Consider the following 19843-nt stretch of genomic DNA (forward strand, 5'->3'; position numbering starts at 1 on the left):
CTTGAGAGTCGATTAAGCCCCAAGGAGGAACGGCTATGGACATATTGCAAATTATTATTGTGATCGGCGTTCTGATGCTGATCGCCAAACCGCTCGGGAATTATTTATATCATGTATTCTCGAATGAACCTAACCGCACCGACAAGGTGTTCGGTCCGGTGGAGAAAGTGATTTATATGATCATGGGGCTGAAGAACAGGGCGGGGATGAGCTGGAAGAAGTACGCCATCAGCTTCGTTACCATCAACTTCATATTCGTAGCCATCAGCTATGTGCTGCTTCGGGTGCAGAGCGGGCTGCCGCTAAATCCGAACGGAATCGGCGATATGGAGCCCACGCTTATCATGAATACGATAATCAGCTTCATGACCAATACGAACCTGCAGCATTACAGCGGTGAAAGCGGGCTGTCGTATTTCACGCAAATGGCGGTCATCATGATGATGATGTTCACGTCGGCGGCGACCGGCTTCTCGGTTGCAGTCGCATTCGTGAGGGGAATCACAAGCAAAGGCAAAACGGTAGGCAACTTCTTCGAGGACTTCGTCAAAGCGCACACGCGGGTCTTTTTCCCGCTGGCGATTATCGTCACCCTGGTGCTGGTCGGCCTGCAGGTGCCGCAGACGCTTGATCCCACCTTGTCCGTAACCACTCTGGAAGGCGCGACCCAGCAGATCGCAATCGGACCTGTAGCTTCATTGGAATCGATCAAGCATCTGGGCACCAACGGAGGCGGGTTCTTCGGCGTCAACTCGGCGCATCCGTTCGAGAACCCGAGACCACTTACGAATGTCATCGAGATTTTGTCGATGTGGATGCTGGCTGCGGCTCTGCCTTTCATGTACGGCAGGTTCGCAAAAAGCCGCAAGCAGGGCTGGGTTATTTTCTCGGCCATGATGATCCTGTTCCTTGTATTCCTCTCTGTCGTCTATTCGGCTGAGAAAAGCGGGAACCCTGTCATGAACGGGCTTGGCATTGATGCATCACAAGGCAGCATGGAAGGTAAAGAAGTACGCTTCGGGATTGCCCAGTCGTCCCTGTTCACAGCGGTTACGACGGCGGCGACAACGGGATCGGTCAATAACATGCACGATACGCTCACACCGATAGGCGGTCTTGTACCGCTTGCAGAGATGATGCTTAACGTCGTATTCGGCGGTAAAGGCGTGGGGCTGGTCAATATGCTGATGTATGCCATTCTTGCCGTATTCATCTGCGGTCTGATGGTTGGGCGAACGCCGGAGTTTCTCGGCAGGAAGATTGAACCGCGGGAGATGAAGCTGATCGCGATCGCTATTCTGGCGCATCCGTTTATCATTCTTGCACCGACGGCCATTGCCTTCCTGACCGATCTTGGAAAAGGGGCCATTACGAATCCTGGCTTCCACGGCATCTCGCAGGTGCTGTATGAATACACCTCATCCGCGGCTAACAACGGCTCCGGATTTGAGGGACTCGCAGATAATACGCCGTTCTGGAATATTACCACGGGCCTTGTCATGTTCTTCGGAAGGTATATTTCGATGATTGCGCTGCTGGCCGTTGCCGGGTCGCTGACCCGCAAGCAATGGGTGCCGGAGACGATCGGAACGTTCCGCACGGACAATGCGCTGTTCACATTCTTATTGATCGGGACTGTCATTCTGATTGGCGCGCTGACCTTCCTGCCAGTTATCGTTATGGGCCCGATCGCCGAGTATTTGACAATTCGTTAAAGGAAATGGGGTGAGCCGAGAATGAATGGAAATCGTAAAAAAAGCATGTTTTCTGGCGATCTTGTCGTCCAGACGCTGAAAGCCAGCGTAATCAAGCTGAATCCCGCAGCCATGATCAAGAATCCTGTCATGTTTGTCGTTGAAGTCGGCACCGTCATCGTGCTGCTGATGACGATATTCCCGGGATATTTCGACTCAAGGGACCGCATCGGCTTCAATTTGACCGTGTTTGTAATCCTGCTGTTCACGGTGCTGTTCGCCAACTTCGCAGAGGCTTTGGCTGAGGGCCGGGGCAAGGCGCAGGCGGATTCGCTCAAGAAAACGAAGCAGGAAATTATGGCCAACAAGGTCGTAGGCGGCGGCATCAAAGTCGTGCCTTCCACCGAGCTTCGCAAAGGGGATATCGTCATTGTCTCGCAGGGGGAGATGATTCCCGGTGACGGCGAAGTCATCGAGGGTCTCGCATCTGTCGATGAATCGGCGATTACAGGCGAATCCGCGCCCGTCATCAAGGAGGCCGGCGGCGACTTCAACTCCGTCACCGGCGGAACAAGGGTCGTCAGCGACCGCATCAAGGCCCGGATCACAAGCGATCCCGGCGAAACGTTCATCGACCGGATGATCGCGCTCGTCGAAGGGGCGAAGCGGCAGAAAACGCCGAATGAAATTGCCTTGAATACGCTTCTGATCAGCTTGACGCTTATTTTTCTGATTGTCGTCGTAACGCTTGGACCGATTGCTTCCTACGTGGATGTCGATCTGGAAATTCCGGTTCTCATCGCTTTGCTCGTCTGTCTCATACCGACGACAATCGGGGGACTGCTGTCGGCGATCGGCATCGCCGGCATGGACCGGGTCACGCAGTTTAATGTACTGGCGATGTCCGGTAAAGCGGTGGAAGCCGCAGGGGACATCAATACGATGATTTTGGATAAAACAGGGACGATCACCTTCGGAAACCGGATGGCCAGCGAAATCGTACCGGTGGGCAAGGCGAATGTGAACGAGACGGCTGCCTGGGCGGCGATCACCTCTGTACAGGATGAAACGCCGGAAGGGCGCTCCGTACTGGAATGGATGAAGAAGAACGGCAAAACGTACGATGCCGCGCTTGGCGAAGGCGGAAGCTTTGTGGAATTCAAAGCGGAAACCCGGATGAGCGGCATTGATCTGAAGGATGGCCGCATCGTGCGCAAAGGCGCAGTCGACGCGATCCGTAAATGGGTGCTGGCCCAGGGAGGCGCTATTCCGGCGGATCTGGGTACTCAGGCGGACCGGATCTCTTCCGAGGGCGGTACGCCGCTGGCCGTAGCGGTAGACAAAGAGATCTTCGGATTGATTTATTTGAAGGATACCGTGAAGCCCGGTATGCGGGAACGCTTCGACCAGCTTCGGGCAATGGGCATCAGGACGATCATGTGTACGGGGGATAACCCCTTGACGGCGGCTACGATTGCCAGAGAAGCGGGCGTCGACGATTTCATCGCCGAGAGCACCCCTGAAGACAAGATTGCCGTTATCCGCCGCGAGCAGGCCGAAGGCAAGCTGGTTGCCATGACAGGCGACGGCACGAATGACGCTCCGGCACTTGCGCAGGCGGATGTCGGACTTGCGATGAACAGCGGCACGACAGCCGCCAAGGAAGCGGCAAATATGGTCGATCTCGACTCCGACCCTTCGAAGATTATCGAAGTGGTGGCAATCGGGAAGCAGCTGCTGATGACACGCGGAGCATTGACTACGTTCAGTATTGCCAATGACGTTGCCAAATATTTCGCAATTATTCCAGCAATGTTCATGCTGGCTATTCCGGAGATGGATGCTTTGAACGTGATGCGGCTGGGTTCGCCGCTGTCGGCGGTATTGTCGGCCTTGATCTTCAATGCGATCATCATCCCGCTGCTCATCCCGCTGGCAATGAAAGGGGTCGCTTACCGTCCGATGAGCGCTTCGCGTCTGCTAAGCCGCAACCTGTTCATCTATGGATTGGGAGGAATAATTGCTCCGTTCATCGGTATTAAATTGATTGATTTGATCGTCCATGTATGGATCTGACGAACGGCGCAAGGCTATAAACTCAAATGGAAAGAAGGAATCGTACCATGAGTACACCACTTACGGATAGCGGGAATGAGAAGCAGTCCGGAGGATCGGTTTTCGGGATTGCCCTGCGGGCCGGCGTGCTGTTCATCGTACTGTGCGGAATCGCTTATCCGCTTGTCAGCACGGGACTTGCGCAGCTGCTGTTTCCCTCCCAGGCGAACGGGAGTCTGCTGAAGGATAAAGGCGGTAATGTAGTCGGCTCCGAATTGATCGGGCAGAACTTTACGGATCTGAGCTATTTTCAGGGACGCGTATCCAGCATCGAATATAAAGCGGAGGCTTCCGGCACCAACAACTATGCGCCATCCAATCCGGATCTGCTGGCGCGGACGAAGGCTTCGATCGAGCAGTGGCAAAAAGATAATCCTAACGTGCCGCTTGCGCAGCTGCCGCTTGCGCTGGTGACCAATTCGGGATCGGGTCTCGACCCGGATATTACCCCGCAATCAGCCCTGGTGCAGATTCCCAGAATCAGCAAGCTGACCGGCATTTCCGCTCCGGAGCTGGAGGCATTGGTCGATGAGCATACGCAAAACCGGGACTTGGGCGTATTCGGCGACAAGCGGATCAACGTGCTGAAGCTCAATCTGGCTTTGTCGGAGCTGAAGAAATAAGAGTAACCGTACCCTGTCCGCACGGCATTCCGCGGACGGGGCGGTTTCTTTTTCGGCAGAATCAACGGCATAATAGGCATATAAGCAATTCGATGATTGGCTGCGGGAGGGGGAGGGAACGTGACTCAGTTCAGACGCAAGACACCGGAAGAAATCCTGCATTCTATCTCCAGGCTGCACCGGGGACGCTTGAAGGTCATTATTGGCGCGGTCAGCGGATCCGGCAAAACCTATCATATGCTTCGGGAAGGCAAGCTTCTGAAGCAGCAGGGGATCGATGTGGTCATTTGTGCGGTATCGACGATGCAGCGGTCGGAAACCGTCCAGCAGGCGCTGGAGCTGGAACGCGTGCCAAGCATCCATTGGCAGCGGGCTGGCAAGGAGCAAAAGGACCTGCCGCTGGAGGTTTTGCTTGCCCGGAATCCCGAGGTGCTGCTCGTCGACGGTCTTGCCCACCGCAACCGTGAAGACGCCCGCTTCAAGACCCGGCTCGAGGATATTCAATTTCTGATGGACCACGGGATCAGCATTATTACCACGATTAATGTCTATGAGCTTGCTGGTGAAGACGAATTTGTCTTCAAGATGACAGGCATCAAGGCCGAAGATACTGTGCCCTCGAATACCCTTGAATTGGCGGACGAAGTCCGGTTGATCGATGTTTCGCCGGAGACGATACTGAAGCGCATTGACGAGGGGGTATTGGGAGACAGTACGCATCCCGCCTTGTCCCGCCGCGGAAATCTCGGCGTGCTCCGCGAGATTTCGCTCCGGCTGATGGCCGAGGGCGTCAACGATTCGCTGGAGAAGCACCGGGAGGAGCAGGGGCTTATTGGCCCCTCCGGGGCGGCGGAACGGATTCTTGTCTCCGCACAGTATCACTGGAACGGGTCGCTCTACGTACGCAGGGGACAGCAGGTCGCCAAGCGGTTGAACGGGGATCTGGTGGTGGTCACGTTTGTTCTGCCCCGGCAGAAGCTAAGCCGCAACCAGCAGGCGTTCAAGCTTTCGATCCAGAAGCTGGTGGAGAAGGTCGGGGCCAAATTCGAGGAGCTGCCTCTGCCGCATCTGCGCAAGCTTCCGACTGAGCTTGTGCGTTACGCCACACAGCACAATGTGACCCGGATCGTCATGGGCCATTCCAAGAAGAACCGCTGGCAGGAGCGCTGGCAGGGCTCGATTGTAAACAGAGTGCTGAGACGGACGAGGAACATCGATGTATTTCTCATGGCGGACCGGGCAGAGCATGAGGGCGAGCGCATTCTGCCCGTCAAGCCCAATCCGGCCGGAGGAGAGGACTCGTTCCGCCGGCTCAGCTCGAGGGAAATCGAGGAGAAAATCGAGACGATCCGGCGCGGTACCTTTAAGGTGTATATCGGAGCTGCCCCGGGAGTCGGCAAGACCTATAAAATGCTGCAGGAGGGCAATATTCTCCGCAGCAAGGGCATCGATGCCGTCATCGGCCTGCTCGAGACCCACGGACGCAAGGATACGGCTGACCAGGTAGGCGGGCTGCCTGTTATTCCCCGAGCGAAGACCAGCTATCAGGCGGCGCAGCTGGAGGAGATGGACACGGAGACGATCATCTCGCTTCGTCCTGAAGTGGTGCTGGTCGACGAGCTGGCGCATACGAATGTGCCCGGCAGTCCATTCAAGAAAAGATACGAGGATGTCATCCGGCTGCTGGAAAGCGGGATTTCCGTTATTTCCACTGTAAATGTTCAGCATCTGGAAAGCTTGAACGATGCCGTTCTGCAGCTGACCGGCGTGCGTGTCAGGGAGACTGTGCCGGATGCCATTCTGAAGATGGCGGACGAGGTCGAGCTCATCGACGTCACGCCGCAGATGCTGCAGAGCCGGATGCGGGACGGGAAAATCTATGCGCTGGAGAAGGTGGATCAGGCGTTGGGATCGTTTTTTAAAATCGGCAATCTGATCGCCCTGCGCGAGCTCGCTCTGCGTGAAATCGCCGACGATGTGGACGAGCGGCTGGAGGCGTGGGACCGCAATACCTCGCTGCGGGGGCATTGGCGCAGACGCGAGGTGATCTTCGTCTGCGTGGACACGGGCAGCCGCTCCGAGCGTCTGATCCGGCGCGGGTTCCGGATTGCCCACCGGCTGAAGGCGGAATGGCATGTGCATTATGTGCATCATGGCGCGGTGAAGACGGAGGAGGAGCAGAAGCGGCTCGATACGCTGCGCCAACTATGCGAGCGGCTGGGAGGGAACATGCAGGTAGCCGAGGCGGACAGCCGCAAGAGCATACGCAGGGCCTTGCTGCAAAGAATGAATGAAGTGCACGCCACTCAGCTGATAATCGGGCAATCCCGCAGGCCGCTCTGGTACACGCTGTTTAAGGAAACGGTAGTTCATTATCTGCTCCGTACCGCCCGCCATATGGATATGCTGATCGTTGCGGATTTTGATCCGTCGATTAAGGAGTGAGCGTATTGAACAGCAGAAATCCCTCCTTAATCCGGATGGGATTTTTGTTTTTTGCTGGCTAAGGGGGAGATGCACTGTGATCAGGATAATGGCTGTTAACAACGAACACGAGATTCTCCATCAACCGTCATTAGATGATCTGAATCATGCCGATATACGATGGTACTGGGTGGATTTCAATGCGCCCTCAGAGGAAGAAGCGCAGCTCCTTCAGCAGCACTTTCATTTTCATCCGCTGGCTATTGAGGATTGCCATCACTGGCTGCAGCGGCCTAAGCTGGATCATTACGATGACATTCATTTTTTTGTGCTGCATGCCATGAATCCGGACACGCTGGCCGCGGAAGAGATCGATATGTTCTGGGGCAGCAATTTCATCGTGACCTTTCATTCCAGGCCGCTGAAGGAAATGGACGAGGTGTGGCAGCGGATGGCTGAACATCAGAGGCTCCGTGAGAAAGGCAACGTGTACCTGGCCTATTTCATCATAGACAAACTGGTGGACGAATATTTCCCGAGTCTTTACCGGATCGAAGATCAATTGAACGAGATTGAAATAAGAGGGAAGAATGTTCCCCTTCATATGCTAATGAACGAAATTTTCGAAATCAGATCCAAGCTTCTGAAAATTCGAAAAACGATCGTTCCGATGACAGAGCTGCTCTACCGGGTCATCAATTCGGAAAGAATCGAAGGCCTGAAGGAGCGGATCGTCTATTTCACTGACATCTACGATCATCTTCTCAAGCTCTCTGAAACGATTGAAGCCAATCGGGAACTGACGGCTGATATACGGGACAGCTATGTTTCGATAAATTCTTACCGTATGAATACCATTATGAAAACTTTAACGGTCATTACGACGATATTCATGCCTTTGACCTTTATTGCGGGGGTTTACGGGATGAATTTTCAGAGAATGCCCGAGCTTGCCTGGCATTGGGGCTATTATATGGTTCTTCTTATTATGCTCGGCATTGGCGTTGGTATGTATCTGTGGTTCCGGTTTAAGAAATGGTTTGATTAGCGCTTTTATTTGACAGAAATCCGACAAGGGCTGCCAGCGATTGGCAGCCCTTGCTGCATGACGGAACGGCCGCAAGAGCTGCTGCAGCTCCTTCGGAGCTCTTGCAGCGAGGCCGTGGCCGTGATACAGGATAGCCGACAGAAGACAAGTAATGTCAAAAAGGGCTGATGGAGGCTTCTGCAATGGCTTGATCCAATGCCCGCACGGGCGTTTAAAAGCGTTTTCATTTTTATCCCTGAATAATCCTCTCCTGTGTTACAATTGGTTTAGTTTTGCTGCTTCGTTCTTCCGCATTCAAAAGGAGGAGCTTACCCATGAACCCAATCCGCACCGGAATACCGCTCCCGCATTCTCTCAAATCCCGATTGATTATTGTTTTGCTGCTCGCTTCTTTTATCCCCGTTTCGCTCATCGGCGGCATTTCCTATTATACAATATACAACCTTCTGGCCAACAAGCTGGAGAAGGGCGTGCAGAGCAATCTGGAGCAGGAGAAGCAAAACCTTGACATTACCCTGAACAATCTCGACTATGCCTCGCAGCAGCTGGCGCTGTTCGGGGATATCCGGAACCATTACAACGCATTTATCAGCCAGTCGGATCCTCTTGAACGGGGAGCGATCGAGAAGGATGTATATAAATTCACCACGATCGTCAATTATACCAATCCCGATCTCGGACTGATGACGTATTTCCTCCCGGACGACGATACCTTTCTTTTTTCCAATATGAATGTAAACCCTGATCTGCATATCCGTCAGTTTCCCCATATCGCAACGCCCTATGCAGGCCTTGAATTTCTAGGGCCGCACCGCACGCTGTATCCGTACAGCGACAACCGGGTGCTCTCCGTGCTGCGGACGGTCGGAGGCGGCACTGCCGGGGAGAAGCGGATTGCCGTCTATATTGAGACCAATTTCAAGGTATTTCAGGACCGGTTGAGCAGCCTGCCATACGGACTGCCGATCAAGCATATCCTGCTCAACCGGGACGGGAAGACTGTTTACAGTGAGGAGGAGAAAGCATTTCCGCTGCAGGCATCGGTCCAGCCCCGCAAGGTCGACGGCCGTTCGTATTACAAGCAGGGCGATTATGTGCTGTTCACCTCGCAGGGCGCACATGGCTGGACGCTCATTACGGCGGTCGCGAAGAACGAGTTCTTCCGTGAGACGAACGAATGGATCATCCGGTTTGTGGCGGTCGGCATACTATCCATCGGCGCCAGTCTATTTCTCGCATGGCTCATCTGGCGGACCATCTACCGTCCGCTTATCCGGCTCAACCGGTATTTGCAGCATACGGCGGCAACCCGTTTCAACGAGCCGGTCCGCTATACGGGAGTTTTGGAATTTGACGAGCTGCTTGGCACTTTCGGCTATATGAAAAGCGAAATTGTCATTCTGTTGACAGAGATCGGGGAGAGAGAGCGCAACAAGCGGAAACTGGAGGTTGAGAAGCTGATGTACCAGATCAATCCGCATTTTATACATAACACGCTTAACACCGTACAGTGGATGGCCAAAATGAACAATCAGCGCGACATTTTCGAGCTGGTCTCCTACTTCATTGAAGTGCTGGATTACAATCTGGGCAAGGAAGGGAAGATCGTCACCATCCGGCAGGAGCTCAAGGCGCTGGGCGATTATGTCCGTCTGCAGCAAATCCGCTATCAGCATTCATTTTGCGTGGAATACGAGGTTGACGACGATGTGCTGGAGCTTCCGTTCCCCCGCTTTCTGCTCCAGCCCCTGGTTGAGAACTCGCTTTATCACGGATTCCGCAACAAGGACGGCTTCGTTGTGGTGCGGATCAGACGCGAAGGCAGCGGCATCTTCTGCGTGCAGATCCGGGACAACGGCGAAGGGATGTCTCCCGAACAGCTGAATCAGCTGTTCGGCAAGCCGGACGATGTGACCCGAAAAGTGGGTCTGGGCATCGGCCTGCAATTCGTCCAGAATACGATTCACACCTATTATGGCGAGCCGTATCGACTGGAGGTCGTCAGCGAAGCGGGCTCCGGGACAACGATGACCATTCGGCTGCCGCTGGAAATCGGAGGGGATAACGAATGATCAGGACGCTTTTTGTCGAAGATGAGTATTTTGTCCGCCAGGGCTTTGTATACTCGCTGCCATGGGAGAAATTCGGCATACAGATTATCGGGGAGGCGGACAATGGGGAAGCGGCGCTTGAGTTCCTGCGCGATCATGAGGTGGATCTGCTCATTACCGATCTGACGATGCCCGTCAAATCGGGTCTGGAGCTGCTGCATGAAGCCAAGCTGCTCTATCCGTCTCTATCCTCCGTCGTATTGACCTGCCACCGCGATTTTGAATTCGTCCAGGAAGCGCTCCGGCTGGGGGCGCTGGATTATATTGTGAAGACGCGTCTGGATACGGCGGAGCTTGAACAGTCGCTCTACCGCATCAATGAACGAATGTCCGAGCGCAAGCAGGAGCCGCGCCATCCTGCCCCCGGCCTGCTCCTGATCCGGATAGCGGAGACGGCCCTGAACTTGCCTGAGCGTCTGCGGCTGGAGAGCGGACCCGGCTTGACCAGACTCGAAGCGGACACCTGGTTCATGCCTGAGACGGGCGATTTATTGCTCGGGAAAATAACCGCGGAAGCGGCGGCGGCGGGCTGGGCTGCCGTGCATGTAACCGACCATTGGAATGAAGACAGCCGGATTGTCGATGAATTGCTGAGCGGCTACAGGCGGCATTCGTTCCCGTACCGGTGGACGCCGGACGCCGGAACCATTACCGTATCGCTTGTGGAATTAAAGCGCCTGCATTCCGGCAGGCAGCCGGCTGCCGCCGTTATGGCCGAGATCCGAAAAAGCTGGCACAGCTGCGGGTGGATTTTCGGGGAGGAGCTCTTCGGGGAATGGCTGGAGCTTGTTGCGCAGTGCGAGCCGCCTGTCGGGGAGCTGACTGCCATGACGGATGCCTCCTTGCTCGGCTGGCGGCTGAGCGACAGCCTGCAGGCTTCGGGCATGCCCGCGCACGGAGCCTTGCAGACGAATGGGTTGCCGGCATACGAGCCCGCAGCCTTTTCCTGGGACCAGTGGACCCGGGAGCTGCGGCTTGCCCGGGAGTGTCTGCAGAGGCGGTATCATGCGCTGCGTTATTCCAAAGAGGTATATACGAGCGCGCTGAAGTCGCTGGAGATGATCCGCCTGCATTTGAAGGAGGGGCTGTCCCAAGGCGAGGTCGCCCGGCTTGTGGGCTTAAGCCGAAGCTATTTCAGCCAGGTATTCAAGGATATCTTCGGCATGTCGTTTAACGAGTATGTGAAGGCGCTCAGTATATGCACGGCGCAGAGAATGCTTGCCACCACGGAGCATCCGATCTATTGGATCGCGGAGCAATCGGGTTTCCAGGATGAGAGGTACTTCAGCCGGGTTTTCAGGGAGCATGCCGGTCTTCTGCCATCGGAATACCGGTTCCGCTGTCTCGCTCTTCGAAATGCGGCCGTAGAATCCTGTTCGGAGCCGGTGTGAAAATCGTCTGGCGCAGTCATCAGCTCGCAACGGTTTTCGCTATACCTGAAAACGGTCTTCCCTGATTGTTGAGAGCGTTTCCATTGTACACTTTCTATGGACGATAAAACCGTGGCCGAAAGAGTCAGGTCTTACTTTCTGAAGCGATCGTCAATATTTGGTGAAAGAAGGGGTAGGCATGAAAAAGCTTCGCATGGGTCTTGCGGTCATGATGTCCGCCGTATTCATCCTGTCCGCATGCTCCAATTCAAACAGCGGAAGCGGCGGAAACAACAGCAGCAGCACGCCGGAGCCGGACAACAGCAGCCCGGCGGCGGCAACCGCCGATCCGGCGTCCGCGCCGGAAGAGAAGGCCGATCCGTTCGGCAAATACCCGGAAACGCTTGAAATCAGCGTCATCTACGACCGCAACCCGGAGACCGAGAAGTCCTTTATCCCCGGCAGCTCTTATGAGACGAACTGGAACAGCGATTTTTGGCTGGAGAAGCTGAACATCAAGCCGGTCGTCAAGTGGAGCGCGCCTGCAGGCGACCAGTATAACCAGAAATACAATCTGATGTTCGCGAGCAATGATCTCCCCGATATCTTCCTGCTGCGGTCCACCGACAACAAGCAATCCGCCCGCAGCATGCTCAAGAAGCTGGTGGATGCGGACATGGTCGAGGATTTGACCGCGCTGTACAGCCAATACGCGTCTGACGAAGTGAAGGACTACTATCAGACCTTTGACAACAAAGCGCTGGATTACGCCACCTTCGATGGCAAAATGTACGGCCTGCCTTCGCAGGGCGACACCTATGCCAACGTCCAGATCCTGTGGGTCCGCCAGGACTGGCTGGATAAGCTGAGCCTGCAGGCGCCCCGGACCATTGATGACCTGGTCACGGTCGCCAGGGCGTTCAAGGAGAAGGATCCCGACGGCAACAGCAAAGCCGATACGATCGGGCTTTCCATGCAGAATCAGTTCATGGACCCGGGCTTCACAGTGGCCATCCCTATATTCAACGCGTACAGCGCCTATCCCAAGAGCTGGGTGAAGGACAGCAGCGGACAGCTCGTATGGGGCGGCATTCAAGAGCAGAACAAGCAGGCGCTGCAGGTATTGGCCGATATGTACAAGGAAGGGATGATCGATCCTGAATTCGCGCTGAGCGACGGCAACAAAGCCGCCGAATTCATTACATCGGGCAGGTCGGGCATGCAGCTGGGATCCTGGTGGAACGGCAGCTTCCCGCTCACCTTCAACATCGACAACGACCCCAAAGCCGACTGGAAAGCCTATACGCTCACGACCGACAATAAAATCCACGCCGTCATGAATTTCCCGACCGACCAGTTTCTGGTCGTCAAGAAAGGCTTCAAGAATCCGGAGGCGGCTGTCAAAATCCTGAATTTCTCTACAGCCCTCAGCCACTCGAAATATCCGGAGACGACCGACCGGCGCAATGAGCTCAACACGCAGTTCGGCACCGATAAAGTCGATGCGCCGACCATCATCCCGAATTTCGGCATCTCCTATCTGGATACCACGCTGCGCAGCGTAAAGCTGTTCGAGGATATTTTTGCCGGAAAAGCGACTGTCGATGACTTGACGGTGGGGGAACGGCAAATTTTTGAAAATTCGCTCAAGCCCAATCACGATAACCCGCGGAAGGACCCCGGCAAATACAAGGACTATATCAACTGGATGTCGGCGCTGTCGGCTATCGCGCACTCGGACCTGGATATCCAATGGAACGGCTTCAGCGGCACGACGCCGACCTACGACGCCAAGATGGGCTCGCTGATCGACAAGCAGCTCACCGCGTATACGAAGATCATCATGAATAAAGAGCCCATCGACTACTTCGATACCTTCGTCAAGGAGTGGAAATCGCAGGGTGGCGACCAGATTACCCAAGAGGTGAATGAATCGGCTGCCCAGGAAAGCGGCAGCTAACGAATATAGGGCGATCCGGATTTTGGGGGTGCCAGGCTGGGAGGCTGGCTTGGCGCCGTCGGAGCCCGATTCGCCGCAGGCGGAGCGTGAAAAGAATGACCAAACTCTTCAAGAATGATCAGTTCCATTATCACATCATGCTGCTTCCGGTATTTGCGGTATTCATCCTGTTCAACGTGCTGCCTATCTATGGCATCGTGCTGGCATTCAAGCACTTCATCCCGACCAAGGGCGTGCTGGGCTCGCCATGGGCGGGACTGGAGCATTACAAGTTTCTGGTGCAAAATCCGGAAATCTGGCGTGTGCTCCGAAACACGCTGCTGATCTCGGTCGGCAAGCTGGTCACGCTGCTGGTGCTGCCCATTATGCTGGCGCTTATGCTGAACGAGCTGCGGGTGAAATGGTTCAAGCGTTCTGTGCAGACGATCACCTACTTGCCTCATTTCCTGTCCTGGGTCATTCTGGCGGGCATTTTCCGCGATATTTTCTCCACGCACGGCATCATCAACTATATGCTGGAGACGGTGTTTCATATCGAGCCCATCATGTATCTGGGCAGCAACTTCTGGTTCCGTCCGATCATTATCCTGTCCAATATGTGGAAGGAGCTGGGCTTCTCCACAATCATTTATTTGGCCGCTTTAACGAGCATCAACCCGGCCTTGTACGAGGCTGCGGAAATGGACGGCGCCGGCCGTTTTCAGAAGATTTGGCATATCTCCATTCCGGGGATCGCCATCATCATCGCCTTGCTGGCGACATTAAGCTTGAACGGCATCCTGTATGCCGGTTTCGATCAAATTTACAACCTGTACAATGTCATCGTATACGATACCGCCGACGTGATTGAAACCTGGGTATTCCGCAACGGTCTGGTTGGTGCGCAGTACGAGATCGGCACGGCGGTTGGCCTGGTCAACAGCCTGATGGGGCTTTCCCTGATCGCCCTGACGTATACGCTCGCCTACCGGTTCGCCAATTACCGGATCTTTTAGCCCGAGGAGGACAGCGCATGATTCATTCCAAAACGCTCGGTTCACGGCTGTTTGACGGGTTCAACATCACGATCCTTGTCCTGATCTCGCTTATCACGCTGTTCCCGATTCTGCATACTGTCGCCGTGTCCTTCAGCAATCCGGCGGTAGCCGGGAGCGGCACGATTACCGTGCTGCCCAAAGGGCTGTCGTTCAATGCGTATGCCAGAGTGCTGGATGACAAGCAGTTCTTCATCTCGCTGTGGGTGTCGCTGGAGCGGATTGCATTGACGCTTATCCTGGGAACGGCAGTGACGTATCTGGCCGCCTTTCCGTTCTCCCGGGAGACGAGAGATTTTCGCATGCGGAATATATATCTGTGGATTTTGCTCATTGTCAGCAGCTTTAACGGAGGCATTATTCCGGGGTATATGAATGCCAAGAACCTTGGTCTGCTCGATAATTTCTGGATTTTGATCCTGCCATACCTGTTTAACTTCGGCAACATTCTCCTGGTGTTCAACTTCTGGCGGAATCTGCCCAGGGAGCTCGACGACTGCTCGAATATCGACGGTGCGGGCCCTTGGGTGAAGCTGACGCATATTTATTTTCCCTTGTCGCTGCCGGTGCTGGCAACGATATCGCTGTTCACGATCGTCAACACCTGGAACGAGTATTTTCAGGCGATCGTCTTCATAAACGATCCCCATCTGATGCCGCTGCAGACCTATCTGCAGCAGATCGTCGTCACGATTGATCCGACAAGACCGCAGGATATTGGAGAAGGCGGAGTGCTCTCGGAGGTCTCGAACCAGACGCTGAATGCAGCGAAGATCTCGCTGACGATGCTGCCGATTCTGTTTATATATCCCTTTCTGCAGCGGTTCTTTATTCATGGGATCACATTGGGCTCGGTGAAGGAATAGCGCGGATTGTATAGTTTTTGACAAGCAATCTTTGAATCCGAACGGCTCATTTGTTATACAAAGCTAAAATTTAGAATTCGAATATATTTCGGGTTTTGTCATTATTTCTTCCATGACGAGTCGGCAGTATGGCCTGCTTTGCAAAAAAAAGATGACAAGGCAACAGCTTTTCACACAAAAATCTCCAATTCTTCATAAAGATGAAACTGAGCCGTTAGTTCTGCGCCGTCATTCAGCGCAGGAGGCTGCAGCAGTGGGAAAGGTACTGGTATTCGACCGGAACGCTCGCTTCCGCATCGAGGAGTATGAGGAGAGGCCTCTTGGGCCGGGAGAGCTCAGACTGCGGACGCTATACTCTGGAATCAGCGCAGGCACACAGCTGACCGCCTATCGGGGGACGAACCCGATGGTCGGCGGCATTTGGAACAGGGAACTGCAGCTGTTCGAGAAGAGGCAGCCGGGCAGCACGTTCTATCCTGTTGTCGGCGGCTGGGCCTACGAGGAAATTGGCGAGGTCGCCGAAGCATCGCCCGATGTTCAGGAGGTAAGGGCCGGCGATCTTATTTACGGTACCTGGGGACACCGCAGCTCGCATATTGTCACGGAGTCGTTTGCCCGCGGGCATCGCCTTGCTCCGGGTCTCAAGCCGATCGTTGGCATATTTTCGCAGATGGGCTGCATTGCATTGAATGCCGTACTGGATGCCCATCTTCATGTCGGTGAGACGGTGGCGGTATTCGGCCAGGGCGTTCCTGGGCAATTGGCCGCCCAGCTGGCCAGAAGAAACGGTGCGGCAGTTATCGCGGTCGATCTGGATGATTATCGTCTGGCCAAATCAAAGGATCTGGGCGCCGACCATACGATCAACAGCGGGACCTGTGATGCCGCAAAGGAAATCAGGGCACTCACAGGGGGCTGCGGCGCCGATGCCGTTATCGAAATATCCGGCTCCCCGCATGCGCTGCATCAGGCTGTCCGTTCTGCGGTATATAATGGACGCGTTGTGGCGGCGGGCTTCTATCAGAGGCAGGCGGAAGGGTTGTACCTCGGTGAGGAGTTCCATCACAACCGCATCCAGAACGTGTGCTCACAAATTAATGCGGTAGATCCCGAGCTTGGCAACCGCTGGAACCGCACTCGGATGGAGCAGACTCGGTCAAGGCGATCTGGAGCTGGAGGCGCTCATTACACGAATCATGCCGTTCAGCGAAGCTTCGGACGCTTATGCCATGTTGGACAGACAGACGGAGACGAATCTTCAAGTCGTGCTGAGTTTCGAGGAATAGACGGCAATTCGAGGCTCACGCAGATTTCAATAGAGGTTATATTTCCCGTTGTTTCGAAATAATAACAACCGCAAAAATGCGAAATGTCGAAAAAAATAATCAAAATATTGCCATATTTGGGATTATGAAAATTGTAATAGTAAAAAGGGATCATAAAAATCTGGTTCCTTTTTTTGTGTTGGTGGTAAGTTTTAATTGCTGATAGCGCTTTCCCAATCCCTTAATTTCCACATAAATAGATATAGGAGATTAATATATAACATCCAAATAACCCCAACATGTAATATCTATGTTATAAATAGACGGTATTAAAAACGAGAACATTTACTGTGCAAATGCTACAAATTCTTTTATAATATCCTTATCGTAAAACGCTTACAATTTTTGGTGAATGGGATAGCTGCGTCTAATAATCAAAAATAATGATAGATATCGTCAAAATGATAGGTTATAATACTGACGTTGGGATGAGGTTCTCCAAAATAAATGGAAATTACCACTGTTAATCCTTAACAAATCATCAATGGGGAGGTTTTATTTATGAAGGTAAAAGGTTTTTTGTCAGGAATGATTACATTAGTTCTACTCGGTACCATTTTGGCGGCATGCGGCAACAATAGTAACAATGGGGGCAATGCAGGCAACGCGGCATCCGATCCCGGCACTACTACGAACACCAATGCCAATAGTCCCAGTGACAGCAGTACAGGTAAAAAAGATCTGGTCATGAACTACCGGGCCGATCCTCCCGCACTGGACGTTTCGATAGCAGAAGCTGCTGCTACGTTCACGATCCTTGGAGCCATCAGCGAAGGTTTGTACCGTCTGGATAAAGACATGCAGCCGCAGCCGGCACTGGCAGAATCGATGCCGGAAATCTCGGCTGACGGATTGACATATACCATTAAGCTGCGTTCCGGCCTTGTCTGGGCAGACGGAAGCCCGCTGACCGCGAATGACTTCGTATATTCTTACCGCAGAACGCTTGACCCGAACACGAAAGCGACTTACGCCTTCATGCTCGCATGGATCAAAGGCGGCAACGATGTCCTGAATTCGAAAACTCCGGAAGATATTGAAGCCAATAAGCAAAAGCTCGGCGTCCAAGCGAAGGATGACACCACGCTCGTTATAACGCTGGATCACCCGATTCCGTTCTTCACGGCCCAGCTTGCATTTCTGAACTTCTACCCGCAGAATGAGAAGTTCGTAGAAGCCCAAGGAGACAAGAGCGGCGCTGATGCCGATAAAGTCCTTGGCGCAGGTCCGTTCAAGCTGACTTCATGGAATCACGAGCAATCGCTGGTTCTCGAAAAGAACGACAAGTATTGGGATGCCGCTAATGTCAAACTCGACAAAGTTACCCTGAACATCGTGAAGGATACGAATACCGGTCTGAATTTGTACGAAACCGGCGAGACTGACTACGCGGATGTTAAAGGCGACCAAATGAAAGCCTATGACGGCAAACCGGATCTGCAAATGAAGAAAGAGCTTGTAACCGGCTACCTCAATTTTCAACAAACCAAAGTTCCTGCTTTTGCCAATCTTAAAGTCCGTCAAGCATTCAGCATGGCTGTCGATCTTAAAGGCGTAACGGATCTCGTACTGATCAATGGTTCCGTACCGGCAACCGGCTTTGTACCTGCAGGAAATCAGGATGGCAACGGTAAAGAATTCCGTGGTGTTGTCGGCGACACGCGCGATGCGTTCGATGCGGCCAAGGCTAAAACCCTGCTTCAAGAAGGTTTGGCGGAGTCCGGCACGACGCTGCCGAAGCTGTCCATTATTGGTGACGATACAGAAACCGGCAAGAAGCTTCTTGAATACATTGTTCAACAATGGAAAACGAATCTTGGCGTTGACGTAGTGGCTGAACCGCTGCCGCATGCGAATCGTCTGGATCGCGAATTGAGCAAGAACTACACGATCGTCTCCACATTATGGGGCGCTGACTATAACGACCCGATGACATGGCTTGATATGTTCCTGACCGGCGGTTCGCTCAATACACAGGACTGGTCGAATGCCGATTACGACAAGCTGATCAAAGACGCTCAGATCCAAACCGATCTGGCCAAGCGTGCTGATGAAATGGTGCAGGCAGAGAAAATTCTGATGAGCGAAGCAGCTGTTATGCCGCTTTACTTCCGTTCGTCGCCGTTTGTCATCAATCCAAAATTGAAAGATCTGATTCTGCCTCCTTACGGTCCGGATTTCGAATTGAAATGGGCCCATTTTGAAGGTTAAACAAGCAGAAGTTATTTAACGCATCCAGGAAACAAACATCATACTTCATAACATGGGGAGCCGTTCACGGTTAACGACTTGAACGGCTTCCTTCATGTTGCTTGCAAACTTTCAAATGCGGGAGGGAGGCCATCATGCTTAAGTATGTGCTGCGCAGATTCTTTTATATGCTTGTGACGCTGTGGGTTATTGTCACCATCACTTTTTTCCTGATGAAGCTGCTGCCGGGTAATCCCTTTGGCGAGGCTACGGCGAAGCTTACTCCGGAAAACTTGCAAATTTTGATTGAACAATACGGTTTGGATAAACCGATATGGCAGCAATATCTGAAATATATAGGACAAGTGGTACAGGGTGATCTTGGGATTTCCTATCAATTCCCGACACGCTCGGTTGTGAGCGTAATCAAGTCAGCTTATCCGGCCTCTTTTGAGCTTGGTCTGGAGTCTCTGATATTTGCTGTTATTGTCGGTCTGCTGCTCGGGATTATTGCCGCGCTCAGACATAACAAGCTAGGCGATTACTCCGCAATGTTCATCGCCATCATCGGGGTGTCCATTCCATCATTTGTTATTGGACCGCTGCTCTCCTACTTCGTAGGGGTTAAATTGCAATGGCTTCCGCCAGGCTTGTGGACGACTCCGGAGCACCGGATTTTACCGGCTCTGGCCCTGTCGCTCGGAACGATTGCGATACTGGCGCGGATGATGCGGGCTTCCATGCTCGAAGTTGCCGGCCAGGATTATATCAAGACAGCGAAGGCAAAAGGAATACCGACGGTTTCCGTTGTGGGGACGCATATGATCCGTAATGCGATATTACCGGTTATCACCATTCTGGGACCGATAACCGTCAATGTATTAACCGGGACACTGGTCGTGGAGAAGATATTTTCCGTTCCGGGGATAGGCTATCAATTTGTGAGCGCCATTCTGACGAACGATTACACGATGATTACAGGATTGACCATATTCTATGCGGCTATTCTTGTTGTGGCTATGTTTATTACTGATATTGCATATGGCTTCGTCGATCCGCGTATTCGGTTAGGGAAAGGGTGAT

The 19843-nt window shown here is 53.3% G+C and carries 13 protein-coding genes; all 13 read left to right on the top strand.

Going from position 1 to position 19843, the window contains the following annotated elements:
- The first annotated feature begins 35 nt into the window (after positions 1–35).
- A complete protein-coding gene (gene kdpA / locus AC0YNV_RS30180) occupies positions 36–1715 on the top strand; it encodes a potassium-transporting ATPase subunit KdpA (protein WP_475771332.1) in 1680 nt (559 codons plus the stop codon).
- Between the two features lie 21 nt (positions 1716–1736).
- Positions 1737–3770 carry a potassium-transporting ATPase subunit KdpB gene (gene kdpB / locus AC0YNV_RS30185; RefSeq protein WP_475771333.1) on the top strand — a complete coding sequence of 678 codons (2034 nt, stop codon included), beginning with the start codon at positions 1737–1739 and terminating at the stop codon, positions 3768–3770.
- Positions 3771–3817: 47 nt separating this feature from the next.
- Positions 3818–4432, top strand: coding sequence for a potassium-transporting ATPase subunit KdpC (gene kdpC / locus AC0YNV_RS30190; RefSeq protein WP_475771334.1), 615 nt, complete (start codon positions 3818–3820; stop codon positions 4430–4432).
- A gap of 120 nt (positions 4433–4552) precedes the next feature.
- A complete protein-coding gene (locus AC0YNV_RS30195) occupies positions 4553–6877 on the top strand; it encodes a histidine kinase (RefSeq protein WP_475771335.1) in 2325 nt (774 codons plus the stop codon).
- Positions 6878–6953: 76 nt separating this feature from the next.
- Positions 6954–7904 (top strand): magnesium/cobalt transporter CorA, encoded by a 951-nt coding sequence (gene corA / locus AC0YNV_RS30200; protein WP_475771336.1) that lies wholly within the window; start codon positions 6954–6956, stop codon positions 7902–7904.
- A gap of 314 nt (positions 7905–8218) precedes the next feature.
- The gene (locus AC0YNV_RS30205) at positions 8219–9976 is read left to right on the top strand and encodes a sensor histidine kinase (RefSeq protein WP_475771337.1); all 1758 of its coding nucleotides are present in this window, start codon (positions 8219–8221) and stop codon (positions 9974–9976) included.
- Entirely contained in the window at positions 9973–11406 is a 1434-nt protein-coding gene (locus AC0YNV_RS30210) for a helix-turn-helix domain-containing protein (RefSeq protein WP_475771338.1), read from the top strand. The genes AC0YNV_RS30205 and AC0YNV_RS30210 overlap by 4 nt, the downstream gene beginning before the upstream one ends.
- Before the next feature lie 178 nt (positions 11407–11584).
- Entirely contained in the window at positions 11585–13345 is a 1761-nt protein-coding gene (locus tag AC0YNV_RS30215) for a type 2 periplasmic-binding domain-containing protein (RefSeq protein WP_475771339.1), read from the top strand.
- A gap of 95 nt (positions 13346–13440) precedes the next feature.
- The gene (locus AC0YNV_RS30220; protein ID WP_210044848.1) at positions 13441–14340 is read left to right on the top strand and encodes an ABC transporter permease; all 900 of its coding nucleotides are present in this window, start codon (positions 13441–13443) and stop codon (positions 14338–14340) included.
- Between the two features lie 17 nt (positions 14341–14357).
- Positions 14358–15245 (top strand): carbohydrate ABC transporter permease, encoded by an 888-nt coding sequence (locus tag AC0YNV_RS30225; protein ID WP_475771340.1) that lies wholly within the window; start codon positions 14358–14360, stop codon positions 15243–15245.
- Between the two features lie 253 nt (positions 15246–15498).
- Positions 15499–16593 (top strand): zinc-dependent alcohol dehydrogenase, encoded by a 1095-nt coding sequence (locus tag AC0YNV_RS30230; protein WP_475771341.1) that lies wholly within the window; start codon positions 15499–15501, stop codon positions 16591–16593.
- Positions 16594–17071: 478 nt separating this feature from the next.
- Positions 17072–18781 carry a peptide ABC transporter substrate-binding protein gene (locus tag AC0YNV_RS30235; protein WP_210044851.1) on the top strand — a complete coding sequence of 570 codons (1710 nt, stop codon included), beginning with the start codon at positions 17072–17074 and terminating at the stop codon, positions 18779–18781.
- Positions 18782–18915: 134 nt separating this feature from the next.
- On the top strand, positions 18916–19842 hold the full coding sequence (locus tag AC0YNV_RS30240; RefSeq protein ID WP_475771342.1) for an ABC transporter permease: 927 nt from the start codon (positions 18916–18918) through the stop codon (positions 19840–19842).
- The last annotated feature ends 1 nt before the right edge of the window (position 19843 follow it).

Source organism: Paenibacillus sp. JT31N11 (assembly GCF_056269285.1).